The following is a 22,435-nucleotide window of genomic DNA, read 5'->3' as shown; positions in this document are numbered from 1 at the left end:
CGCGGCACAGCGAGCGCGCCGACGCCCTGGCGGCGGCCGACGGGTGGCCGCGGTACCGCACCGACCCGGGCCGGCCCGAGGTCACCGGCAACGACCCGCTGCTCCTGGGTGGCCAGGGCGCCTCGTACTACAGCAGCCACACCCCCGACGTGTGGACGAGGACGCTGGCCGCGCTCGGCGGCGGCTGGACGTCCAACGGCCGCAACGTGCAGAGCCTCGACAACCCGGTCACGGACGCGCTGTTCGCCGTGGGCGCCCGCTGGCGTGGGGACGGCGGGATCGTGCGGAACGACCGGGTGCTGCCGCTGCTCACCGTGCGGCCCGGCCTGTCGGAGGAGGCGGGGCGGGCGCTGCGGTACGGGCCGTCCGCGTTCCGCAACCAGGAACTCCTGCTCGGCGCCCGGGTCTACGACCTGCCCACCGACGGTGTGTGTCCGGTCGGCAGCGACGTCTTCGTCTGGGCGCCGGACTTCACCGGCTCGGCCCGGCTCGGCGCGGGGGGCCGCACGGCCGAGCTGCGCGGCGGGCTGCCCCGGCGGCGGGCCGCTATGGAGGCGCTCGGCACGCAGGTCACGGGGGGCACGAAGGTGGCGTGGCGCGGCAGGGGCGCGGTGCCGCAGGGCAGTGTCGGCTGCCTGGACCGGGACCGGTTCGCGGCGGCGGTCGCCGCCCTGGAGTCGGCGGGCGGCGCCCCGGACGTGGACGTCCGCGGCGACGGCGTCCGCGCCGTGTTCCCGGCGGGCACGGACGGCCTGGCCGTGCTGGCGGCGCCCCGCATCGCGGGCTGGCGGTGCGCGGGCCGGCCGGCCGGCGAGTACCTGGGCCTGGTGGCCGTGGAGCTGTCCGGGCGGGTCACGGTGAGCTGCGCGTTCCGGCCGCCGGGGCTGCGTGCCGGGCTGGCCGCCGGGGCGGGTGCGCTGCTCGTCTGGGCGGCCTGGGGGGTGCTGCGGACGCGGCGGCGCGCCGGGGCGGGGGGCGCCGCGGCGGAGGAGGCCACGGGGAGTTCACCCGTACGACACCGTGCCTTCGGCCGGGAGCCGATCGACGCGGCGTAGCTTGCCCGGCATGGCCTCTCTTCTGAGTAACCGGCTGGTGACGCGGGCGCTGCGGCCGGCGTTCACCCTGGTCGAGCAGCGTATGGAGCGTGTGACGCACGCGTTCCAGAAGGACCTGGACGCCCTGCACCACGAGGTGGCCGATCTGCGGCGGCAGAGCTACGGGCTGGGCCTGCTGCTCGGTGAGCCGGGGCGGGACGGCCACCGCATGCCGACGGCCCCTCAGGTGGACCGGCTGGTGGGCGAGGTGTGCGCGGTGACGGGCGCGCCCGCCGAGCGGGTGCGGGGTGAGGTCGCGGTGGCGTACCGGCATGTGGTGGCGCTGGAGGCGCTGGGGGTGGGGGCGGTCGGCGGGGCCCTGTCGGACGTGTGCGGGCGGCTGGCGGCGGTGCCGCTGCTGGCCGCCCGGGGCGGCGGGAACGTGCTGGAGGTGCTGGAGGTGGGCGCCGGGCACGGGCTGTTCGCGGCGGGGCTGCGGCGGATGCTGGGGCGCGGCGGTGCCGAGGCGCGGCTGACCCTGGTGGACGCGGCGGACGGGACGCCGCCCCGCGAGGAGGTGGTGCGGGCGAACCTCGCGCTGGGCGGCGCCGACGGGGCCGTGCGGCTGGTGCGGGGCGCCCTCGCGGACGCGGAGGTGCGGGCGCGGCTGGCGGACCGGCGCTACGGGGTGGTGCTGCTGTCCGACGCGCGGGACGCGGACGCCGTGCGGGACCTGGCGGCGCCGGGTGCCCTGCTGGTCGTCCCCGCCGCGGCGGCGGACCCGACCGCTGCTCCTTCCGCTTCCGGCGGCGGCGCGGGGCTCCCCGGCCACCGGGCGGCCACGGGCGGGCTGCGCGCGCAGGACCCGGTGCGGGCGGCGGGCACGACGCTGCTGGAGGACAGGCCCCCGTCCGGGGGCGGCCGGGCCGGGGCTCCGGTGCGGGGCACGTACCTCGGCCGGGTCGCGGACTCCGTGTACTTCCGGGCCGGCTGAGGCGCGCTGCGGGGCCGCCTGGGGCGCCGCTCCGTTCGAGGTACACCACCGGGCCGTCTGGGGCGTACCGCTCCGGCCGAGGTACACCACCGGGCCGCCTGAAGCGCGCTACGGGGCCGCCTGGGGTGTACCGCTCCGTCCGAGGCGTGCGTCAGGCGCGTTCGAGGCGTATGACGGGGGCCGCCTGGGCCCCGCCGCCCCGGGTCGGCGGCCGGGGCCCGCCGGGGCCCCTGACGGCCCGTTGCCTTCCTGGTCACCGGCCGCGGACTCCGGCGCCCCGCCGATCCCCCTACGGCCCGCCGCCCTCCGGGTCACCGGCCGCCACGGGACGGCCTGGCGGCCCCGCGCCTCCCGGTCACCGGCCGCGGACCTGCTGCTGGTGGAGGAGGGCGCGGCGGAGCTCCGCCGGGAGCGGGTGGTAGGGCCCGTACACCCGCTCCGTGTCGTACAACAGGTTCTGGAACTGCTGGTGGGCGGCGCTGTGCTCGCCGGTGGTGAGCAGCAGGTGCCCGATGCGGTGCCGGATGTCGAAGGCCCTGGACGGGTCGCCGCCCGGCTGCCGGGCGCCGCTCTCGTGGTACGGCAGGAGCGCCCGGTACTCGGCGAGCGCGGCGGCGGCCTCGCCGAGCTGCTCCAGGCACAGTGCCGCGTCGTACCGGTACTGGAGGGTCTTCGGGTCGCCGGGGCCGGCCTCGGCGGCGCGCTCGTCGGCGAGGCGGCGCAGCTCGGGCAGGGCCCGCCGGTACTGCCCGTCGTCCATGAGGGTCGTGGCGTACTGGCGGCGCAGGATCCGCACCACCGCCGACTGCTCGCCGTGCGCGGCGGCGGCGGCCGGGAGGATCGCGCCCAGCAGGTCGACGGCCTGCGTGATGCGGCCCTCCCCCAGCAGGCGTTTCACCTCGTCGACGGCCGACGCCACGTCGGTCCGGGAAGCGGCGGCGGGCACGGACGGCGGCCGGGTCGGCGGGGGCGGGAGGGGCAGGGGGGTCTGCTGGGGCACCGGGGTGTGCTGAGGCAGCGGGAGCGGCGTCTGCTGCGGTAGGGACGGGGATGCGGGGACGCGGGCGGCGGGGCCCGCGGGGCGGTCGGGCCACGGGGCCAGGGGCCGCAGGAACGGGCGCGTCGGGTCCATCGGCGCCGGCACCGGCAGCGCGGATCGGTCCGGCAGGAGCGGCGCCAGCGCCTCGTACACCTCCTGCGCGCCGGACGGCCGGTCCTTCGGGTCCTTGGCGAGGAGCCGCAGCACCAGGGCCTCCAGCGGCTCGGGCACCTCCGGGCGCAGCTGCCGGACGGGCGGCGGCGCCTCGTACAGGTGGCGGTGCAGCACGCCGAGGGCGGTGGAGGCGGCGAAGGGCACGTTGCCGCTGAGCAGTTCGTGCAGCAGCACCCCGAGCGCGTATAGGTCGGTGCACGGGCCGACGGCGCCGCCCATGGCCTGCTCGGGCGCCATGTAGGCGGGGCTGCCGATGGGTGAGCCGGTGTGGGTGAGCCGGGTGGTGTCGGTGTCCAGGACGGAGGCGACGCCCAGGTCGAGCACGGTGACCGTGCCGTCGGGCTTCACCATCACGTTCCGCGGCTTGAGGTCGCGGTGCACGATGGGCACGGCGTGCACGGCCGCGAGGACCGCGCAGAGCTGGGCGGCGACGGCGACCGCCCAGGGCCAGGGGTAGGGGTCGTGCTCGGCCAGGTGGTCGGCGAGGTCGGCGCCCTCGACGTACTGCATGACGAGGTACAGGTCGTCGCCGTCGCTGCCCGCGTCGTGCACGGTGACCAGCCCGGGGTGGGCGACCTGGGCGGTGACCCGGCACTCGCGGACGAAGCGGCGGCGCATCTCCTCCGCGGCGGTGGCGGGCGCCATGTGGTCGGGGCGCAGCAGCTTGACGGCGACTCGGCGGTCGAGCCGCCGGTCGTAGGCCGTCCACACCTGGCCCATGCCGCCCTGGCCGATGACGGTGGACAGTTCGTACCGGTCGGTGATGACCCGCCCGTTCACGGGCGCTCGTCTCTGCGGAGGAGGTCGCTGAGCTCGTCGAGTTCGGCGCGGACCTGGTGGATGCGCGGCGACGGCGGCCCCTGGGGCTGCGGGGTCGCCTGCGGCGGCGGTGTCTGCGCGTGAGCGGCACCCGTCGTGTGCGGCGGCGTCTGCGTGTACGGGTTGGGCTGGGGCGGCCGGGCCGGCCCCGCCTGCTGCGGGTACGCGTAGCCGCCCGGCGCGGGGGTCTGCGGGTGGGTGCGGGCGTACGGCTGCGCGGGGGCGGCGTGCGCGGCGTCGTGGTGGCGGATGTCCGCGTACAGGAAGTACCCGGTGAACAGGGCCGCGTTCAGCAGCATGGCGCCGGCCGCGAAGCTGTTGCGCACGGACTCCGGGTCGGAGCTCGTGAGCATCAGGCAGCCGATCGTCGTCACGATCGACAGGCCGAACAGCCACCAGTCGCGGGGGCGTCGCGTGACAATCGCCAGCCGCAGCGTCGTGGCGCCGGTGAGGAAGCCGATGCTCAGCAGCGGCAGCACGGCGAACAGCACACGCCACACGACGACGTGCGTGGGCGTGCGCTGCGGTGGCGGGGTGCCGGGGCCGTGGCCGTAGCCGTACATGGCGCCCTCCTGACGACGTGTGGGTGACGTGGTCGAGGGTATACAGCCACGCCGACATCCACCCCGCGGTGTACCCGACCTGTGACCCTGCCCAGGGCCACCACGAGCCCCGGCCCGCCCCGGCCCCGGACGCCCCGGCCCGCGGGCCGGGACCGGACCCGGCCCCTGGCGGGGGAGAAGCGTGCCTGACCCGTGGCCCGGACGCAACGACCCGCAGGACGGGAGCGGACCCGGCCCCGGCGGGGGACAACCGCGCCCGCCCCGTAGCCCGGACCCGACACCGGCGGCGGCGGCGGCGGACAACCGTGCCTGGCCCGGCCGGCGAAGGCCCCGCTCGCGCGCCACGAACAGTGCACATGGCAGGGCACGGGCGGGGCCGTCGCGGACGCGTCAGACCGGCCAGTGGTCGGCCGGATCGTCCAGCCAGGCGCTCTGCCCTTCCGCCGTCACGGTGAGCCCGAACCGCTCGTGACCGGGCTCGCCCTTGTCGCGCCACCACCGGTGGGCCGCCTCGGCCTCGTCCCACAGGCGGCGGGGACCGGACTGCCAGACCGACGCCGTGCCCGCGTCGCGGAACAGCGCGCACGCCCACGACCTGCCGTCGAGGCCGTACAGCCAGACGGGCCGCGCACCGTCGCGCTTGTCGGCCACCGCGTGGGCGCAGTCACGCACGCGCAGCCCGACCGCGAACCTCTGGGCGCTGAACCGGTCCTCCCCGAGGAACGCGCTCTCCGTCAGGTCGGTGGACGACGTGGCACGGCCGTCCGCGCCACCCGTCACGTACGCGTGGTGGTCAGGCCGGACCGCCCGCTGGGCCCGCAGCTTCATGAACTCCACCGGCCCGGTGAACGTCCCGGAGGCGCTGCGCCCGTCCCTGGCGACCACCAGCCGCGCCACGGCGTCACCGTGCCCCCAGTGGGTCCCCCAGGGTGCCACGATCACCCCAAGGGGACGGCATTGGGCCACCCACGCGTACGGCAGGGTCCGCACCGCGCACGTGGCGATGACCCGGTCGTACGGCGCGCCGTCGGGCCGGCCCGCGAGGCCGTCGCCGTGGACCGCGCGGACGGCCAGGCCGAACCGTTCCAGTGCCGTGCGCGCGGCAGCCGCCACAGCCCGGTCCACCTCGACGGTCACCACGTTCCCGGCGCCCAGCCGGTACGCCAGGAGGGCGGCGTTCCAGCCAGTGCCGGTACCGATCTCCAGGGCGCGGTGGCCCGGTGAGACGTCCAGGTCCCGCAGCATGCGGAAGACGACGCTCGGCATGGACGCGGACGAGGTGGGTTCCGTCCCCGGTTCGGTGCCCCGGTGCAGGCCGTCGTCCCACTGGGTCACGATCGGCACGTCGGCGTCCGCGTAGTCCTGCCAGCTCTGCGGGTCGTCGCTCCGCGAGACGGGCACGCTGCGCCCGGACGCCATGTCGAAGGGCCACATCAGGTCCGGCAGGAACGCGGCGCGGGGAACGTGTGCATAGGCGGGCGCCCAGTCCGGCGTGAGGGCGCCCGCTGCCATGAGGACGCGCCCCAGCTCCGTGCGGCTGGGGCGGTCCTGGTGTGCGTGGGTGGTCACGGTGTCGGCGGCCCTACTTCTTGGGCGGGTTGGGGACGCCGGGCCCGCCGTCCGGGGTGGGCGACGGGTGCGGGCCGGGGTACGGCTCGCCCGGCAGGCCGTCGCCCCCGGCGCCGGTGCGGTGGATGGTCTCGGGAGGGGTCATGACGTATCTCCTTCGTCTCTGTCTGCTGGGTGTGGCACCTGGCGGCCGGCCGTCACACGGCAGCCGGGTGGGCCGCCCCCTGGCCCGGACTCGAACCGGGGTCTTCGCGCGCCTCACGGGTGATGTGTACGAGCTCCCGCGCGCGGGCTCTTCCTGACTGAGCTACCAGGGGTGGTGCCGCCCCCGTCCCGGGACCGTCCCGGCGGTGGGGGGGCCGGACCGGGGCGTCCGGCACGGGGGCGGCGGTCTACCGGCGCATCCCCTTGAGCCGCTCGTGATGGAGTCGGGCCAGGGCCCGCAGCTGGTCGCGTTCCCGGTCGGTGGCCGGGCGCAGCCGATTCCCGTACGCGTCCCACTGCCGACCGGTGGGGCGGACGAGCCGCACCCTGGGCCCGCGGCATCCCGCCACCACGCCGGGCATCTCGTCGTCCAGGTCGTACACGGCCGTCCCGGGCCGCAGGTCCGAGGGGCGCGTGAAGGCGGACGGGCGGGCCCCGGCCGCGACGGTGGCCGCCGTGACCGCCGGTCGGGTGCGCTCGTGCGGATGACACGCCAACTCACGGTTGCAGTCGTCGACTTCGCCGCAGCGGCCGGCGGACCGGGCCTCCTCCCGCTGCCTGGCGAGCGCCCCGCACACGTCACAGCCGTCCACGGGCACGGGCTCCAGGGCGGGAAGCGGCACAACGGGCCGCGTCAGCCCGGCGAGGACCCGGGTCAGCAGGTCGGGGGTGGGCGGGGTGTGCCGGCCGTTCGGGACTCCGGCGGGATGCGGCACCCGCCCGGCGACCGCGCCGCCCCCTCCCGGGAAGTACGGCAAGCTCATGACCACTCCTCTCCGTAGTGACATCGCTACTCAGGGAGGTTCAGCGTGGCCCACGGAGGGGAACGCTTCAACCAATCAGAAGCGAACGAAGGGCCGGTGAAAGTCCCCTGAACCGCAAGGAGTTACACCCGGACAGCTCTCCACAGGCGGCCTACGGGGCGCGTTTGCGCAGCTTGCGGGAGGCGCGGTGCTGGACACAGGACGAGCTGGCCGAGCGCACGGGGTATTCCAGCGTGCACGTCTCGGCAGTGGAAACTGCTCGGAAGCCTCCAACCCTCCGGTTCGCGCGCTGCCTGGACCGCGCCTTCGGCATCGAGGGAGCCGAGACGTTCGAGCGCCAGTGGCGCGAGCTCCGTCAGGGCAGCCTGCTGGAGGGCTTCCCGGAGTACGTGGGCCACGAAGGCAGGGCGGTGGAGATCCGCCTCTACGAGGTGGGTGTCATCCCGGGGTTGCTCCAGACGCCTGAGTACGCGGAGACTCTGGCGGCTGACGCGGTTCGGAGGGGAGCCGTCACTGCCGAACAGGCCGCGGAACGTGTGGACGTCGTAGCGCGAAGGCAAGCCGCACTCGCGCGCACCCCGTCCCCGTTGATCCTTGCCGTGCTCGACGAGAGCTGTATCCGTAGGCCGATTGGTGACCGCACGGTCATGGAGGCGCAGTTCGAGCGCCTGTTGAGCTTCGCCGAGCAGCCTCACACCCTGTTGCAGGTGGCGCCGTTCTCCATCGGTGCGCGACGACCGATGAACCTGCCGGTCTACATACTGACGATGCCCGACCGCTCGCTGATGCTGTACTCGGGGTCGGCGCAGCGGGGCCACCTTGAGCGGGAAACCGCCTCTGTGGTGCCCATGCTGACGGCCTACCATCAGTTGCAGGCGGAAGCACTGCCCCAAGCGGCATCCGTGGCCATGATCGAACAGCTTCGAAAGGGCACTCCGTGACGACCGTACCTCTCCGTTGGGTCAAGTCCTCCTACAGCGACAACGGCGGCGCCTGCGTCGAGGTCGCCACACTGCCCGGCGCTGTAGCCGTCCGCGACAGCAAGAACCCGCAAGGCCCCCGACTCACCCTGACCCGCGACGGCTTCGCCGGGCTCGTGCAGCTCGCCAAGCACACGGCATGAAAGGGCGCGCGGTGACGACGACCGTACCTCTCCGTTGGGTCAAGTCCTCCTACAGCAACAACGGCGGCGCCTGCGTCGAGGTCGCCACACTGCCCGGCGCTGTAGCCGTCCGCGACAGCAAGAACCCGCAAGGCCCCCGACTCACCCTGACGCGCGACGGCTTCGCCGGGCTCGTGCAGCTCGCCAAGCACACGGCGTGAAGGGGCACGCTGTGACGACAACCGATTCCCTCCGCTGGACCAAGTCCTCCTACAGCAACAACGGGGGCCAGTGCATCGAGTGGGCCCCCGACCACGCCGCGACGACCGGCGAGTTCCTCGTCCGCGACAGCAAGAACCCCCACGGCCCCCGACTCACCCTGACCCGCGACGGCTTCACCGGGCTGGTCGAACTCGCCAAGCACGCGGAGCTGTAGCCGCTCCCACCACACTCACCCGGAGCTCCCGTCCCTGACGTAAGGAGGCGGGGGCTCCGGCCGTTCGGTCTTGCCGCAATGGCGGGCCGACAGGAGGGAGCCCGGTGGGGGCGACCGAAGCAGTCCGCGACGGCCTGCGCGCCGGTTCTGTGGCATGCACGAAGGCTGGACCGGGCGGTCAGCGCCGTCTGGTGCACCCTGACGCCGGCCGCAGGAACTCGCGGCCCCACGCATCCGGACCGTGATCGCCACCTGCTGTCTGTGCACTCCCCGCGGCACTGCTGTGCGGCACGCCCCCAGCCGCCCCTGGCGCGGGCAACTGCCGACGCCCGCGGCTCCGACCGCTTGAAGCTCCCAGAGACACGCGACCCCGGACCTGCCCGCTCCGTGCCCGCATCACCCCTGCTCCGAGGTCACCACAGGACGCCCCCAGGCAGGATGCCCCACGCGGCGAGTGCCGCCCAGACCACCAGGGAGTCCCCGCATGGCTGACTGCTATCCGTACCGGATCACGACCCACCGAGAGGTCCTGACGGTGATCTGGCAGCCCGGGGAGGACGATGGCCCCGATGCGCTCGCCGTCGACGACCACGGACGACTCCTTGTGGTCGAAGACCGTGAGACGCTCCAGGAGTACTGTGCTCGCAACGGATGGAAGCTCGTCGGGGAGGGTGAAGCCACTCTCGATCTGGACGTCGTACGGCAGTGGGTCGAGCACTCGGACCTCGGCCCGGTCACGGCAGGTCTGCTGTTGGACGCGTGGAACTTCATCGAGGACCTCTCCCACAGCCTGAAGACCGGCCCCTCCCTCCCCTCCCAGGGACCGATCCACGACAGCGCCTACGAGAAGATCTTCCGCGGCGATGCCCTCGTACCGGCCGCTGCCGCGGGGGCCTGGACGGACGAGGAGACGGCGGCCGTACGCGAACTCCTCCGCGCAGGGCTGAGCCTCTGGGAACGGGCCGTGCGGGGGCCCGGAACCGACTAGCGGCTGTGACCGGCGCTTCGGCTGCCGGCCCTCAGTCCGACAACTGCGCGAGGCGCTCAAGGTCGTCGCGTACGGACTCCTGTTCCGCCGCGGTGAGGTGGACCGCGGAGGCAGCGGCGAGAGCGGACGTCGCGGTATCCGTATCGCCGAGGCGAGTGGCGACGTCCGCCCGCAGCGCGAGGAGGCGGAGCAGTTGCACAGGCGTGGGCCGCTCGTCCTCAAGGCGCAGTGCCCGGTCGATGATCTTCGCGGCGCCCGCCGGATCCTCCTTGGAGTCCGCGAGGAGGGCTGCGTGGTGCAGAGCCCGGGCGAAGGTCTCCCTGGGGGCGGGCCGGTGATGCTGGTCGTCGCTCGTCTGCTGCCCGATGCGGATGCAGTTGCCGCCCGGATCGGTCATGAGGAACTGCCGCACGCCGTGTGACGTGTTCTTCAGCGGCCCGATGCGCGGCAGCCCTCGGTTCGGCACTCTGCCGTACGCCGCTTTCAGCCGGGCCCGGAAGGTCTCGTGGAGTTCGTCGACATCATCGGTCTGGACGATGCACGTGCTGAACGACTCGGCCGGCTCGTACTGCTTCATCGCGAAGAAGTGGAGCTGTATGCCACCGCGCTGGACGGCCGCGTACGGATTGGGGCTCTTCTGCTGGAAGGTCACCTCGAACCCAAGGGTCGTGTAGAAGTCGAGAACGGGCTGGATCGTCCGGCACGGCAGGATCGGAATGGTCTTCTCACCCATACCGTCACTCTAGTCAAAGTTGAGTAGTAGGTGGGTGGGATGTGTCGACGATCCACCCTCGGAGGCCGCCTGCCCCGCGGGGCCGTGCGGGACCGACCCAGGGGCGTCAGGCTCCCGGCATCCTCCCCGGGCGAAGACCCGAGACGCCCGGAGCCGCAGGCCCGGAGCAGCGGCCCCCGTCACGCCCGTAGCGTGCCGTCGGTGAGGCCGTCGTACACGCCCTGGACGAGTTGTTCGCCGAGGCGGCCCGCGAGACGGAGGGCCTGTTCGAACCCTTGACCGGGGAGGCGGGGGTTCTCGCCGCACTCCTACCGGCGACGACAGGCCGCGCCCTGCTGTGCGTATCGGAGGTGGCTTGGGAGGTGGGTTCGTCAGTCCCGAGGCGAGGCAGCGAGCCAGCGGTCGTCCTGGAATGCGGCGGGAACCAGGGAAGATCGGACTTAACGTCCCGCAGATGCCGGCTTCTCTAGACTGGCCAGATGTCTCTCAGGCTGGACAACGTCGGCATCGTCGTCGAGGACCTCACACCGGCGATCGAATTCTTCCGCGAGCTCGGCCTCGAACTCGAGGGGCGAACCACGGTGGAAGGTGAGTGGGCGGGGCGTGTCACCGGCCTCGGCGACCAACGCGTCGAGATCGCCATGATGCGCACGCCGGACGGCCACGGACGGCTCGAACTCTCGCGCTTCATCGCGCCGCACGTGGTCGCCGATCACCGGAGCGCCCCGGTGAACGCTCTGGGCTACCTCCGCGTCATGTTCGCCGTGGACGACATCGACGAGACGCTCGTCCGGCTCCGCAAGCACGGCGCGCAGCTCGTCAGCAGTGACGTGGTCCAGTACGAAGACGCATACCGGCTCTGCTACGTCCGCGGGCCCGAAGGAATCCTCATCGGGCTCGCTCAAGAACTCCGCTGATCCCGAGTTCACCGTTCTTGCGGTCAGAGGTTCAAGAGCAAGGTGCCGCTGCGGCTCCTGCCGGATCACGCCAGACGTCGACCCCATGCAACCGGCGGGCGCTGCGGCGCAGCCGGATGCGCAGTCGTAGGCAGTACCTGCAGCCCGGCCGCCAGAAGACGACGGGTCGGCCGTCGACCGCGCTCCGGCGCTGTGCCTCCAGAGAACCGATCGGCCTCGGGAAGATCAGGGGGAGCTCACACCGGCGAGCACCAGGAACGCCGGCAGGAGTGCTGCGGCCGTGCCAGGGCTCCCCTTGAGGGCCCGCCCAGCCGCAACGGCTGAGCCGCTGAGCACACGCAGCATCGGCAGGATCCAGGTGCGCATCATGGACATGCATGCTATCGGTGATGCGAACCCCTCAAACCGGGCTGCTCACGGGGGTGTTCACCCGCCGCTGAGGCGGCCTTCGTCTGATCATGTGCTCCCGCCGGGGATGTACGTGACCAGGCTCCGGGCACCCTCCCCCGGGCGAAGGCCCGAGACGCCCGGAGCCGCAGGCCCGGAGCAGCGGCCCCCGTCAGGCCCGCAGCGTGCCGTCGGTGAGGCCGTCGTACATGCCCTGGACGAGTTGTTCGCCGAGGCGGCCCGCGAGGCGGAGGGCCTGTTCGAACTCGGCCAGGGCGTGGAAGCGTTCGCCGTACCGCCGCTGTTCGGCGAGCGGCAGCCGGGGGAGCTGGAGGCGGCGGACGTCGAGGCGGGTGGCCGTCGACGCGTAGCTGCTGGCCTGCCGCTGGTTCGCGCTGCCGCGCAGGAAGCCGGCGAGGAACCACGGGTCGAGCGCGGCGGGGTCGGGGCGCAGCGCGTGCAGGCCGCGTCCCAGTGCGGCCCCCGCGGTGGCGTCGTCGACGACGCGGACGACGGTGCCGCCGCCCAGGACCGGCACGACGACGTCCCCGGCGCGCAGGCGTACGGGCTCCTCGGCGGGGGCGTCCGGGAGGCTGCCGCTGGGGTCGCGGCCGGCGAGGACGTCCTGTTCGGTGAGCACGCGGCCGCCCCCCGCCGCAGGGCCCGTGGCCGCGACGGCGGTGCCCGCGTGCAGGTGCAGGGCGCCGGCGCGGGCCAGCTCGCCCACGGTGACGCCCGGCGGCCTCGCCCCCGTCCCGGGGGATGTGCCCGGGTCGGCGGGGGGCGGGGTGAGTGCGCCCGTGCGGCGGAGTTGGGCGGTCAGCCGGTCCCGCACCGCGTCGAGTACGGCGGCGCCGCCGCCTTCACCGTCCGGGGGGAGGTGGCGGGCGGGTGCCAGGTCGACGTCGTCGTCCAGCAGGTCGATGACCGGCACGGACCGGGCGGTGCCCGGGCGCGGCGGGAGCGTCCCGTCGCGGTCGAAGGCGGTCCACGCGTCGAGGACCGTGCCGTGGACCGCCTGCCAGTCCAGTCCGGCGCGTCCGCCGGCGGCGTGCCCGGCGGTGTCGGCCAGCAGCAGTTCCGGTGCGGCGGTGGTGCCGGGGGCGGGCCTGCGCAGGACCCACAGGTGCAGGGCGAGGTGGTACGGGGGCGCGGCCCCGGCCGGCAGGGCGACGACGGCCCGCAGGGCGCCGCGCCGCAGCAGGTCGGCGCGGATGCGGCGGCCGGAGCGGCGGGAGGCGGCGGCGGGCGGCATCATCAGGACGGCGGTGCCGCCGGGCCTGAGCCGGGCCAGGGCGTGCTGCACCCAGGCGAGCTCGGACTCGGTGCGTGCGGGGAAGCCGTACTCCCAACGCGGATCGTAGGCGAGTTCGTCGTGGCCCCAGTTGCGTTCGTTGAACGGCGGGTGGCAGAGCACCGCGTCGGCGGTGAGCTGCGGGAAGGCGTCGGCGCGCAGGGCGTCGCCGGCCTGGGCGTGCACGTCGGCGGCGCCGTGGAGGGCGAGCCGCAGGGCGGTGGCGGCCGCGAGGTCCGGCTCGGCCTCCTGGGCGTAGAGGGCGGTCGCGCCGGGGGTGGCGCGCAGCAGGGTGCCGGTGCCGGAGGCCGGGTCGAGGACCGTGCCCGGGGGGCTGTCTCCGGTGGCGGCGAGGGCGGCCATGAGGGCGGCGGGCCCGGGCGGGGTGAGGGTGTACTGCCGGGGGTTGGCGTCGAGGTGGCGGCCGAGGAGGAACTCGAAGGCGGAGCCGCTGCCGTCCTCGGCGGCCAGTTCGGCGGCGCCGCGCAGCAGCGGCACGGACGGCAGGAGCGCGCCCGGGTCCGGGGCGGTGACGGAGCGGGGGGCGCCGAGCCGTTCGGTGAGCACGTCGTCCAGTGCGGTGGGGACTTCCTCCGCGAGCCGGGCGTCCGGCATCGCGGCGAGCTCACGCCAGCGGCCCGGCCGTTCCCGTACGAGGAGGAGGGCGCAGCCCGCGTGCACGAGGGCGGTCATGGCGCCCGCGGGGTGGGCGGCGACGTGCTGCCAGACGCGTTCCCGCAGCGGCACCTCGGCGAGCTTCCCCTGGGCGCGCAGCCAGGCTTCGACGTCGGCGAGGGCGAAGGAGGGGCTGGTCTCGGTGCCGCCGACGGGCCGGGGGAAGTCGGCGTGCCGCCGCCGCCAGTTGCTGACGGCCGCGCGGCCGACGCCGGCGAGCCGGGCGATCCCGGCGGCGGTCACCTCGGCGCCGGGCGCCGAGGGGGCCGGTGCGGTGACGCGTGCCGGTGCGGTGACGGGCGCCGGTGAAGTGGCGTGTGCGCCTCCGGGTGGTGCTGTGCTCTTCGGCTTGTCCGGCACCTGGCCGCTCCCTCCGCCCGCTGTCCGATCCGTTCGGGTGTGCCGCTGATCCTACGGCTCCGGTTGCCGGTCAGGGTTTCACAGCGTGAGCAAAGACGATAGGCGTGAACGTGGTTGACTCGGTTCACAAGCTCTGGTGTGATTGACGCATCGTCAGAGGGGGCCGGCGCAAGGCTCCGCTCACCAGCCATGTCTCTGTGTCCGGGAGGGCATCCATGTCCCACTCCACGCACCAGTCACACCACACCGCCCCCGCCCCGGCAGCGGCCCGCAACGGCCTGGGGGTCGCCGCTCTGGTGCTCGGCATCATCGGCGCCCTCTCCGGCCTCGTCCCGCTGCTCTTCTGGCTGGCGGGCACCCTGGGCCTGCTCGCCCTGGTGTTCGGCCTGGTCGGCCGGGGCCGCGCCAAAAAGGGCCAGGCCACCAACAAGGGCATGGCCACGACGGGCGCGGTGCTCGGCCTGGTGTCGCTGCTGCTGGCCTGCTTCGGCGTCTACTTCACCTTCAAGGCCGCGGACGAGGCGCTCCAGGAGATCGACAAGGCCCTGCAGAGCGCCGCCCCGAAGGCCACACCCGGAGACCAGGACGCCGGCACGGGCGCTGGTACGGGGGCCGACGCGGCGGGCGGCGGAGACGCTGCGGAGAGCGGCAAGGCCCTCGCCGCCGGGGCCACCCACACCTACGCCGACGGCCTGGAGATCACCGTCTCCGCGCCCAAGCCCTTCGAGCCGAGCGAGTACGCCCTCGACCACACCGAGGGCAACCAGGCCTACCAGGTCACCGTCACCGTCGAGAACGGCTCCAAGAAGGACTTCGTCGCCGACGGCGTCCTCCTGGAGGGCCGGGCGGGCGCGGACGGCGTGGACGCCCCGCAGATCTACGACGAGGGCCTCGACGGCCTCAGCGGCACGGTCCTGCCGGGCAAGAAGGCCACCGCCACGTACGCCTTCGACGCCCCCGCCGACGCCAAGACGCTCACCGTCGAGGTGTCCGTCCTGGATCTGGAGCACGACTCCCGCCAGTGGGAGCTGAAGCTCTGAGCGCACCCCGCGGGGGACACGACGCGAGAGGGCCGGGAGGCCGCCGCACGGGCGGCCGTCCCGGCCTCCGGTGTGCGCGGGCGGTACGGGCGTCAGAGCCGGTGCCGCACCCACACGTTGGGCTCGACGTACACGGCGTGACCGCCGACCATGTCGCAGACGACCGGGGACAGCGCCTCCGGCACCTCCACGGCGCCGTCCACGTCGAACGGCAGCCCGGTCCAGGACCGCCACTGCTCCAGCGACCCGGCGATCGTCATGGATGCCGGGGCCACCGAGTGGACGACCCCGCCGGCCCGCACGTGGACCCGCAGCCACGGGTCGTGCGGCAGCCCGTCGTCGGGCCGGGTGCGGAAGGCGTACTCGTCCATCGGGGTGCGCGGCTCCAGGTGCTTGGCGTTGGGCCGGACCGGCGCCACGAGCTCCGCGAAGCCACGCGCCCGCGCGTTGTCCCGCAGCGCCGCCACCATGACCGCGGCGAGGCCCTTGCCGCGCAGCTCCGGCAGGATGGCGATCTCGATCGCGCTGACCGTGTCGGGCTCCCGCCCGTCGCGCCGGTCGGCGAACCCCCACAGCATCACCTGGTCCCAGCCCCGCGCGGGCAGCCTGCCCTGCCGGCGCGGCGAGTGCAGCAGGAACGGCACGCTGAACGCCCGCGCCACGAGGGTGCCGTCGGCGTCGGTGGCCACGAGCACGTACTCGGGCAGGTCCCGTGCCATCCAGTCGTACGTGACGGCGGCGACGGGATCGTTCAGCATGAACTCCGGCCACAGCCCGGCCATGTCCCACATCGCCTGCTCCAGCTCGGGGCGCTCGGCAAGGGTCGTGACGGTCAGCTCCAGTGCGCTCATCCCCGCAGGCTAATGAGCGTTCACCGGCGGCCCAACCGGTTTTCCGCCCCCGACCGTCGGCGCCCCGACCGGCCGCCCGCGCCTCCTCGGAGCCCCGGCCGCCTCGGCGCCCCCGGCCACCGTCCCGCGCCCCTTCGGACAGGCCGACCGGCCCCCGGCCCCGTCTCTCCCGCGGCGCCCCGCCGCCCAAGGGCCCACCGGCGCGGGTCCCGCACGGCGGACCGACCGCGCCGGAACCCCGGCGGCGGGGCCCTACGGCAGCGGCTCGTCCGGGCAGGTGTTCAGGACCCGCTTCATCGCGTCCCGCTCGGCGGCGGTCACCCACACCCCGTACTTCTTCTTCACCGCGACCTGCCGCGCCACGTAGGCGCAGCGGAAACCCTTGGCGGGCGGCAGCCAGGTCGCCGTGTCGCCGTCGCCCTTGCGGCGGTTGGCGGGCGCGTCGACGGCCAGCAGGTTCAGCGGGTCGTTTATGTCGGCACCCGTAACTGTCTCACCGACCCCTCCGTTATGTGCGCGTACAGCTTGTCTCACACCGGGGAGGGTGGCTCGCGCGTGATGGAGTCGGAAGAGACGGATGCCAGTTCCGGGACGCTGGTGCTACTGCACCGGACGGCGCTCGGGGCGCCACCCATCGACCCACTTCCCTTCGACGGGGACGCGGTCCTTCGGCGAGCCGGCGCCGACGAGGGCAGAACCTTCATCCTCGGACCGGACGGCGGCTACGACCACCACCTGAACCGCTTCCTGCGCGACCTGGAGCACTGGGGCGTGCGATCGGACAACAGCCGCATCGCCTACAGCACCGACGTCATGCTCTACTGCCGCTTCCTCCACGAATCCCGGGGCGGCAAGTCCATCTGGGACACGGACGGTGCCGATCTCCGCGCCTACAAGACCGTACGCCTGCACGGCAACGGACCGGGCAGCGTCTCGGTGGCGACCTGGAACCGCTCAGTTGCCGCACTCGACAAGTGGGTGCAGTGGTCGCTGTACGAGGAACTGCTGCCCGCCGCGCCGTTCCGGTACGTCGACAAGACCGTGGTGTCCCCTCAGGGGCCGAAGCGCGTAAGGGTCAACGCCGACGCCGAGCCCGAGGTGCCCCGACAGCCGATCCGGTTCCTCTCACACGAGGACTTCATGCTCTGGCGGGACGTCGGGCTGCGCGGGCTGCTGCCGGACGGCTCTCCGGACGCCAAGTGGCGCGGACGCAACGGCGAACGCAACGCTCTCTTCGCCGACCTCCTGGTCTGCACCGGCATGCGGCTGGGCGAGGCTGCGAGCCTGCTGACGACGGAACTGCCGCCGGTGACCGGCAGACGCCTCATCGGCGACATCACCGTCTCGGCCGCCGTAGCCAAGCGTGGCAGGACACGCACGGTGTATGTCCGCCCCCGGGTGGCCCGCGACCTGCACCACTACGTCGGTATGGAGCGTGACGAGCTGGTGCAGCGGCGGCGCGTCCGAGGCGTGTACGAAGCGGATGCGGACCGACTGCCGGTCCGCCGGGTGAGCCGGCGCGCGCTGGTGGTCGAGAACGGAACGAGCTGGTCGTACTCGCGCATCGGTGCGGCGGACCGGGCACGACTCGTCCAGGTCGACAGCCGAGGAAGCGCGGTCGGTCCCCTGTGTCTGTGGCTCGGTGAGAACGGGTTGCCACTGCGGCGCAGTACCTGGCAGTCGGTCTTCCAACGGGCGAACGAGCGGTGTGCCGCCTTCGGGCTCGACTTCGACGTCCACCCGCACGCCCTGCGGCACACGTTCGCGGTGCATATGCTCGGCCTGCTGCTGCGACAGACCGTCCGGGCACTCGGCATGCGTGAGGACCGCCGGTTCACTCATGCGGAAGTGAAGCGCCTGCTCATCGGCAACCCCCTGCGCAAGCTCCAACTCCTGCTCGGCCATCGCCACGAGGCGACCGTCTACACATACCTCGACGTCCTGGACGAGGCCCAGGAGATCGTCCTCGCCGCTCTCGGCGACTGGGACGAACAGGCCGCCGCCTTCGAGCGGATCCCCTTGGATGTGGAGGAGGACCGGTGAGCCCGCGCCGCGTCCGCTTCCCTGCCGTTGTCGAGACCCCCGCCGCGGCCGAGCCCGTGCCGACGATCGGCCCGGTGATCTTCACCGTGGATCTCAATGGGAGTCCCGAAAGCATCGACCTGTCAGGGCTCCCGTGTCCGCGTCTCACCCGGGCGCTCGCCTCCGCTCTCGCTGAAGTCGTCAGCGCTCCCGGCACCCTGCGTGACCGCAATGGTGTCCGCTATGTCGTCAAACGCATCCGGGAGTTCGTCGAGTTCACGGCCGCTGCCCTACCGGGCTCCGCCTCCGACCTGCGTCTCAGCGACCTGGAGCCCGATCTCCTGGACGCGTTCGAGACGCGTCTGATCGCCCAGTACGGAGGGACGAGCAAGGAGCCGTACCTCACCATGACGTACCTCGTGCGGCTTCTGAAGCTGGTGCACGAGGCACACCCCGACGCCTTCGGGGCCGCCTTTCACGCCCGTCTGGGCTTCACGTCGGCATCGGCCCACCGGGCGTCGAAGCCACTCGACGCGTACCCGTTCCCGGTGCTCGACGCGTTGGAGAACGCCGCCCGGGACGATGTCGCCCGCGTCCGTGACCGAATCCTGGAGGGCGAGAATCTGGCGGCCACGGGCCGCGACCCGCGCCGACACGGGTGGGACCGGCTGGAGAACGTCCTCTGGTACATCGCCAACCACGGCCCGCTGACCGTCGACGACGCATCGTGCAAGGTCCTGCGCCCCTTGGGCGGAAGAGAGGAACTCAACGGTCGTCTCCACCTCACCGCTAGGGACCTGGTGCCCTTCCTGCTCCTTCTCGCCTGTCAGACGGGCATGGAACCCGAGTGCATCCGGCAGCTGCGCTCCGACTGTCTGGCGAGTCCGGCACGCGGCTACGTCAGCATCGCCTACGTCAAGAAACGCGCCCCGGGTTCCACGCACAAGACAGTCAGGATCACCGATGGCGGCTCGCTGCGCTTCCCCGGTGGCGTGATCCGGCTGGCCCTGCGCCTGACGAAACACACCCGCGAGCTGATCGACAGCGACGCACTGTGGTGCGACGTCGGTCGTCACGGGCAGGCCCGGGCATCCTTCGACGGTCCCCAGGGGTCGGCCGTGAGCCGGCAGTGGATGTCCGAGCGTGGGCTCGACCGCCTCACCGACCGTGACGGCGGGCCCGTCGCCCTCGACCTGCGGCGGGTACGCAAGACCGTCAAGTCCCGTCAGTACCTCCGGGCCGGCGGGGTCCTTGAGGACTTCGCCTCCGGCCACACCCGGCCGGTCGCCGCGAAGCACTACGCGGACATCGGCGCGCACGAGGAGACCCACGAGCAGGCAGTGGAGGCGGGCCTTGAGCAGGCGCTCGGCGCGGCGCTTTCCCCACCTGTCGTGCTGTCGGATGACGGCGACCGGCTCGACGACGGCCAGGCGGCGCTGACCACGCGGGAAATCGAGTCGGCGCTCTCCGGCGAGCAGGACGTATGGCTCGCCTCCTGCCGCGACTTCTTCGCCTCACCGTTCGCCCGCAAGCCCGGGGCTGCCTGCCCCGTTCCGGCCTGGGGGTGCCTGGAGTGCCCGAACGCGGTGTTCACCAGCCGACACCTGCCGAGCCTGCTGTCCTTCCTGGACTTCCTGGAGCGACAGCGCGAGGAGTATCCAGCCGCTGAGTGGACCACGCGGTTCGGTCTCGCGTGGGACCGCATCGTCCACGGTGTCCGCGCCCGCTTCAGCACGCGCCAGATCGCCACGGCGCAGGTCATCGCCGAGGGCGGCGGCGATCGCCTGCTGCTGCCCGCGTCGTTCCTGGAGGTCATCGCATGACTGCCTTCCCCGAGTCGCGGACCGGTGATCACGACCTGCCCTCAACCTCGGAGTACGTGCTCCCGGAACGGCTCACGCGGGGCCTGCCGAGCCGGGGCCCACTCCTGTCCGAGGACGTCTGGGACCTGCGGTGCGTGCTGCCCCGCACCTGGCGGACGTGGCGGCTCGACTTCACGCAGATCTCTGATCCGGTAACGCGGCGCACGGCGAAGGAGTACGTCGCCTCCCGCCTGCGTCGGGGGTCGCTGGGCCTGGTGCCGATCAAGGCCACTGCGGCGTACGGAGAGCTGCGTGTCTTCAACACCGTCATGAAGGATCTACGGGAGGCGGGCACGCCGCGGCTGTCCGAGGTGGACCGCGCCCACCTGGACGCGGTGCTGAAGAAGTGGAAGGGCAGCCCACACAACGCCGTCCGCAACGTGACTCTCCTCAAACATCTGTCGGCGCACGGACCGTTCCTGTCCCAGGACAGGCTGCACGTCCTCCCGTGGAACGGTCGCAGCGCCTACAACGTCGCCGGAGTGCAGCGTGTCAAGGGCGAGAACGCGACGCCACGCATCCCCGAGGATGTCCTCGCGCCCCTGCTGCGGGCAGCGGTCTTCTATGTGGAGACCGCGAGCGGCGACCTCTTGGCCGCACGGAGGGAGATCTCCGCACTCGAAGCAGCACGCAGGGGCAGAAAGCTTGGACACGGCCAGGCGCAGGAGCGCGTGTTGGCGTTCATCACCGAGCGTCGGGCGGCAGGCCGGGGCATCCCGGCGGTTCCTCGTGAGGCCGCGCATACCGTGCCTGATGCCGCCGTCGCCGACGGGATCCTGCAGGCCCCCAACCACACTCTCGTCTCTCTCCTCGCCGGCTGCGGGACGGCCAGTCATCTGCGAGCGCTGATGGCCGAGGCCGGGGAGGCCCTCGGATACGAGGAAGGCGGACTCGACACGCCGATGTCGAAGTGGCCCGACTCGGGCAAGCCGTGGCGGACACGGCTCAGCCCCTTGACCGTGGTCAACGAGCTGTCCTTCCTGCGCACGGCGTGCTGGATCGTGATCGCCTACTTGTCCGGGATGCGGGATGTGGAAGTGCGTGAGCTGGGCCGGGACTGTGGGCTCACCGAGCGAGGGGCCGACGGCCGGATCCGGTACAAGATCCGAGGCAGGGTCTACAAGGGGAAGGGGCGCAAGCTCAGCGGAGACGAAGCAGAGTGGGTGGTCCTCAGCATCGTCCACGAGGCCGTTGCGGTGCTGCAGCAGATCAATGACGACCCCGGCCACCTCTTCGGCTACGACGGTGGCGGCCGCAACGGGTATGTATTGCTGAGCAACATGCCAGGCCGTATCCGTGCCTTCCGGGATCACCTCAACGAGTTGTTCAGTACACCGGAGAGCTTCTACGTTCCCCTGGTCACGGCGGCACCGGCCGAAGCCGTCCCGGACGCCGACGGCACAGCCGGGAAAGACTCCGCTCTCCCCTGGGCCTTCGACACACGGCAGTTCCGGCGAACCCTGGCCTGGCACATCGCCCATCAACCCTTCGGCGTGGTCGCGGGCGCACGCCAGTACAAGCACGCGGCGATCACCATGTTCGAGGGATATGCGGGGACCTCCGCCTCCGGCTTCGCCGACGAGGTAGCCGCCGAGGAAGCCGTCGCCAAGCTCGACTACGTCGAGGACCTCTACCACGACTGGAACGAGGGCGGACGCTCCGCGGGCGGAGCCGCCCAGCGCATCGAGGCCGAGTTCGACCGTATCCGCAGCGAGCTCGGAGATCTTCCCGGTGCGGTGGCCAGCCCCTCCCGCCTCCGGACGCTGCTGCACCATCTGACGAAGACCCTGCACCCCGGCGTGCTCAACGACTGCTTCTACCAAGCCGAGACTGCCGTGTGCCGCAAGCGCGCCAAGCCACTGGGCCGTCCTGTTCCCATGCTCGACATGTGCATGCGCTGCCCCAACTCCCGCCGCTCTGCCATCCACGTGCCTCGCCTGGAGCGAGCGCACGACATGGCACAAGCAGAACTGGGCGAGGCAACCGGCCTCCCGCGACTCCAGCAGCTCGCCATCACCGAGCACTTGGCCACGCTCACCCACCTGATCGCCGAGATCAACCACGAGGACACCCGCCGATGACGGATTCCACGAACGAGACCCTCCTGGCCGTCCGCACTGCCTTCGCCCGCTTGGCCCGGGAGAACTCCGGGCTGACCGACATCGACCACAAGATCATGCGCGCCTTCGAGCAGCTCATGCTCGGCCGCCCCGAGATCACGGACGGCCGCACGTCGGCGGTGAACATCTGCGCCGAGGCCGGCGTCTCCCGAGCCTCGTACTACCGCTCTCCCGTCGCCCCGGTGATCAAGGGGATTCTCGGCTCTCCCGAGGCCAGACGCCCGGAGTCCGACGAGCTCAGGCAGGAGATCACACGCCTGAAACAGTCCGATCGGGAACTCCGGAAGGAGAAGGCGGACGAGATCAGGGAACTGCGTGCCACCGTCGCGGCGTACGCAAACCAGATCCAGGTTCTGGCCCTCAGGAACGCGGAGTTGGAGGCGGACACCCGGCGTCTTCAGGCCCAACTCGACGGAGGCCGGAAAGACGTGGTCAAACAACTGAGGCGATCGCAGGAACCGGCCACCTGACTACCTCAAGCCGCAAGC

At 72.9% G+C, this 22,435-nt stretch carries 20 protein-coding genes, 1 tRNA gene and 3 pseudogenes; 13 read left to right on the top strand and 11 right to left on the bottom strand.

Annotation, left to right across the window (positions count from 1 at the left end; translation table 11 throughout):
• A pseudogene (locus BJP40_RS05040) lies at positions 1-1,055 on the top strand (YfhO family protein); the annotation flags it as partial.
• A 10-nt stretch (positions 1,056-1,065) separates the two neighbouring features.
• Positions 1,066-2,028 carry a class I SAM-dependent methyltransferase gene (locus BJP40_RS33990; protein WP_177204302.1) on the top strand — a complete coding sequence of 321 codons (963 nt, stop codon included), beginning with the start codon at positions 1,066-1,068 and terminating at the stop codon, positions 2,026-2,028.
• Between the two features lie 355 nt (positions 2,029-2,383).
• Here the strand turns inward: BJP40_RS33990 and BJP40_RS05030 are convergent, their stop codons facing one another.
• The 6 genes from BJP40_RS05030 to BJP40_RS35245 all read right to left on the bottom strand — a co-directional run bounded on the left by BJP40_RS05030 (position 2,384) and on the right by BJP40_RS35245 (position 7,160).
• Positions 2,384-4,021 (bottom strand): serine/threonine-protein kinase, encoded by a 1,638-nt coding sequence (locus BJP40_RS05030; RefSeq protein ID WP_071278897.1) that lies wholly within the window; start codon positions 4,019-4,021, stop codon positions 2,384-2,386.
• Positions 4,018-4,623, bottom strand: a complete 606-nt coding sequence (locus BJP40_RS05025) for a hypothetical protein (RefSeq protein ID WP_071278895.1) — start codon at positions 4,621-4,623, stop codon at positions 4,018-4,020. The genes BJP40_RS05030 and BJP40_RS05025 overlap by 4 nt, the downstream gene beginning before the upstream one ends.
• A gap of 390 nt (positions 4,624-5,013) precedes the next feature.
• A complete protein-coding gene (locus tag BJP40_RS05020) occupies positions 5,014-6,192 on the bottom strand; it encodes a methyltransferase domain-containing protein (protein WP_107416705.1) in 1,179 nt (392 codons plus the stop codon).
• 13 nt (positions 6,193-6,205) lie between these two features.
• Entirely contained in the window at positions 6,206-6,337 is a 132-nt protein-coding gene (locus tag BJP40_RS35250) for a hypothetical protein (protein ID WP_256220637.1), read from the bottom strand.
• 75 nt (positions 6,338-6,412) lie between these two features.
• Positions 6,413-6,509 (bottom strand) — tRNA-OTHER (locus tag BJP40_RS33985).
• Positions 6,510-6,584: 75 nt separating this feature from the next.
• A complete protein-coding gene (locus BJP40_RS35245; RefSeq protein ID WP_071278894.1) occupies positions 6,585-7,160 on the bottom strand; it encodes a hypothetical protein in 576 nt (191 codons plus the stop codon).
• A gap of 107 nt (positions 7,161-7,267) precedes the next feature.
• On the opposite strand from BJP40_RS35245, the gene BJP40_RS05010 reads away from it, so the two are divergent.
• From BJP40_RS05010 to BJP40_RS04990, 5 genes are all read left to right on the top strand, one after another.
• Entirely contained in the window at positions 7,268-8,101 is an 834-nt protein-coding gene (locus BJP40_RS05010) for a helix-turn-helix transcriptional regulator (RefSeq protein ID WP_071278910.1), read from the top strand.
• Positions 8,098-8,283, top strand: coding sequence for a DUF397 domain-containing protein (locus BJP40_RS05005; RefSeq protein WP_071269151.1), 186 nt, complete (start codon positions 8,098-8,100; stop codon positions 8,281-8,283). Before BJP40_RS05010 ends, BJP40_RS05005 begins: the two co-directional genes overlap by 4 nt.
• Positions 8,284-8,294: 11 nt before the next feature.
• Positions 8,295-8,483, top strand: coding sequence for a DUF397 domain-containing protein (locus BJP40_RS05000; RefSeq protein ID WP_371258601.1), 189 nt, complete (start codon positions 8,295-8,297; stop codon positions 8,481-8,483).
• Positions 8,484-8,494: 11 nt separating this feature from the next.
• Positions 8,495-8,698, top strand: coding sequence for a DUF397 domain-containing protein (locus tag BJP40_RS04995; RefSeq protein ID WP_071278890.1), 204 nt, complete (start codon positions 8,495-8,497; stop codon positions 8,696-8,698).
• Positions 8,699-9,182: 484 nt separating this feature from the next.
• Complete coding sequence (locus BJP40_RS04990; protein WP_071278888.1) at positions 9,183-9,686, top strand: hypothetical protein; 504 nt, start codon at positions 9,183-9,185, stop codon at positions 9,684-9,686.
• A 31-nt stretch (positions 9,687-9,717) separates the two neighbouring features.
• Here the strand turns inward: BJP40_RS04990 and BJP40_RS04985 are convergent, their stop codons facing one another.
• Positions 9,718-10,419: a VOC family protein gene (locus BJP40_RS04985; RefSeq protein ID WP_071278886.1), complete on the bottom strand. Its 702-nt coding sequence runs from the start codon at positions 10,417-10,419 to the stop codon at positions 9,718-9,720.
• A 479-nt stretch (positions 10,420-10,898) separates the two neighbouring features.
• Between BJP40_RS04985 and BJP40_RS04980 the strand changes: the two genes are divergently transcribed.
• Positions 10,899-11,336 (top strand): VOC family protein, encoded by a 438-nt coding sequence (locus tag BJP40_RS04980; RefSeq protein ID WP_071269155.1) that lies wholly within the window; start codon positions 10,899-10,901, stop codon positions 11,334-11,336.
• A gap of 49 nt (positions 11,337-11,385) precedes the next feature.
• Here BJP40_RS04980 and BJP40_RS04975 read toward each other — a convergent pair.
• Both BJP40_RS04975 and BJP40_RS04970 read right to left on the bottom strand, forming a co-directional pair.
• Positions 11,386-11,705, bottom strand: a pseudogene (locus BJP40_RS04975) (hypothetical protein); the annotation flags it as partial.
• 190 nt (positions 11,706-11,895) lie between these two features.
• Positions 11,896-13,935, bottom strand: coding sequence for an N-6 DNA methylase (locus tag BJP40_RS04970; RefSeq protein WP_071278908.1), 2,040 nt, complete (start codon positions 13,933-13,935; stop codon positions 11,896-11,898).
• 332 nt (positions 13,936-14,267) lie between these two features.
• Between BJP40_RS04970 and BJP40_RS04965 the strand changes: the two genes are divergently transcribed.
• The gene (locus tag BJP40_RS04965) at positions 14,268-15,092 is read left to right on the top strand and encodes a DUF4190 domain-containing protein (protein ID WP_071278884.1); all 825 of its coding nucleotides are present in this window, start codon (positions 14,268-14,270) and stop codon (positions 15,090-15,092) included.
• A gap of 92 nt (positions 15,093-15,184) precedes the next feature.
• Here the strand turns inward: BJP40_RS04965 and BJP40_RS04960 are convergent, their stop codons facing one another.
• Together BJP40_RS04960 and BJP40_RS04955 are read right to left on the bottom strand one after the other, a co-directional pair.
• The gene (locus BJP40_RS04960; protein ID WP_071278906.1) at positions 15,185-15,934 is read right to left on the bottom strand and encodes a GNAT family N-acetyltransferase; all 750 of its coding nucleotides are present in this window, start codon (positions 15,932-15,934) and stop codon (positions 15,185-15,187) included.
• Between the two features lie 261 nt (positions 15,935-16,195).
• Positions 16,196-16,414 (bottom strand): annotated as a pseudogene (locus BJP40_RS04955) (HNH endonuclease family protein); the annotation flags it as partial.
• A gap of 87 nt (positions 16,415-16,501) precedes the next feature.
• Between BJP40_RS04955 and BJP40_RS04950 the strand changes: the two are divergent.
• The 4 genes from BJP40_RS04950 to BJP40_RS04935 are packed head-to-tail and all read left to right on the top strand — an operon-like array spanning position 16,502 to position 22,417.
• Positions 16,502-17,986, top strand: a complete 1,485-nt coding sequence (locus BJP40_RS04950; protein WP_071278882.1) for a tyrosine-type recombinase/integrase — start codon at positions 16,502-16,504, stop codon at positions 17,984-17,986.
• The gene (locus BJP40_RS04945) at positions 17,983-19,788 is read left to right on the top strand and encodes a hypothetical protein (protein WP_071278880.1); all 1,806 of its coding nucleotides are present in this window, start codon (positions 17,983-17,985) and stop codon (positions 19,786-19,788) included. Before BJP40_RS04950 ends, BJP40_RS04945 begins: the two co-directional genes overlap by 4 nt.
• On the top strand, positions 19,785-21,908 hold the full coding sequence (locus tag BJP40_RS04940; RefSeq protein WP_071278878.1) for a hypothetical protein: 2,124 nt from the start codon (positions 19,785-19,787) through the stop codon (positions 21,906-21,908). Before BJP40_RS04945 ends, BJP40_RS04940 begins: the two co-directional genes overlap by 4 nt.
• Positions 21,905-22,417: a hypothetical protein gene (locus tag BJP40_RS04935; protein ID WP_071278876.1), complete on the top strand. Its 513-nt coding sequence runs from the start codon at positions 21,905-21,907 to the stop codon at positions 22,415-22,417. Before BJP40_RS04940 ends, BJP40_RS04935 begins: the two co-directional genes overlap by 4 nt.
• The last annotated feature ends 18 nt before the right edge of the window (positions 22,418-22,435 follow it).

The sequence above is a fragment of the Streptomyces sp. CC53 genome (assembly GCF_001865245.1).
In the GTDB taxonomy this organism is placed as follows: domain Bacteria; phylum Actinomycetota; class Actinomycetes; order Streptomycetales; family Streptomycetaceae; genus Streptomyces.
Note: the sequence above shows the minus strand (reverse complement) of the source record. Positions and strands in the feature narration are given on the sequence as shown.

What these genes read in the sequence shown, in the direction of transcription:
- BJP40_RS35245 (WP_071278894.1), bottom strand. Translation starts at nt 7,160, where the DNA reads ATGAGCTTGCCGTACTTCCCGGGAGGGGGCGGCGCGGTCGCCGGGCGG.
- BJP40_RS04940 (WP_071278878.1), top strand. Translation starts at nt 19,785, where the DNA reads ATGACTGCCTTCCCCGAGTCGCGGACCGGTGATCACGACCTGCCCTCA.
- BJP40_RS33990 (WP_177204302.1), top strand. Translation starts at nt 1,066, where the DNA reads ATGGCCTCTCTTCTGAGTAACCGGCTGGTGACGCGGGCGCTGCGGCCG.
- BJP40_RS05025 (WP_071278895.1), bottom strand. Translation starts at nt 4,623, where the DNA reads ATGTACGGCTACGGCCACGGCCCCGGCACCCCGCCACCGCAGCGCACG.
- BJP40_RS35250 (WP_256220637.1), bottom strand. Translation starts at nt 6,337, where the DNA reads ATGACCCCTCCCGAGACCATCCACCGCACCGGCGCCGGGGGCGACGGC.
- BJP40_RS04990 (WP_071278888.1), top strand. Translation starts at nt 9,183, where the DNA reads ATGGCTGACTGCTATCCGTACCGGATCACGACCCACCGAGAGGTCCTG.
- BJP40_RS04935 (WP_071278876.1), top strand. Translation starts at nt 21,905, where the DNA reads ATGACGGATTCCACGAACGAGACCCTCCTGGCCGTCCGCACTGCCTTC.
- BJP40_RS04980 (WP_071269155.1), top strand. Translation starts at nt 10,899, where the DNA reads ATGTCTCTCAGGCTGGACAACGTCGGCATCGTCGTCGAGGACCTCACA.
- BJP40_RS04965 (WP_071278884.1), top strand. Translation starts at nt 14,268, where the DNA reads ATGTCCCACTCCACGCACCAGTCACACCACACCGCCCCCGCCCCGGCA.
- BJP40_RS04950 (WP_071278882.1), top strand. Translation starts at nt 16,502, where the DNA reads ATGGAGTCGGAAGAGACGGATGCCAGTTCCGGGACGCTGGTGCTACTG.
- BJP40_RS04985 (WP_071278886.1), bottom strand. Translation starts at nt 10,419, where the DNA reads ATGGGTGAGAAGACCATTCCGATCCTGCCGTGCCGGACGATCCAGCCC.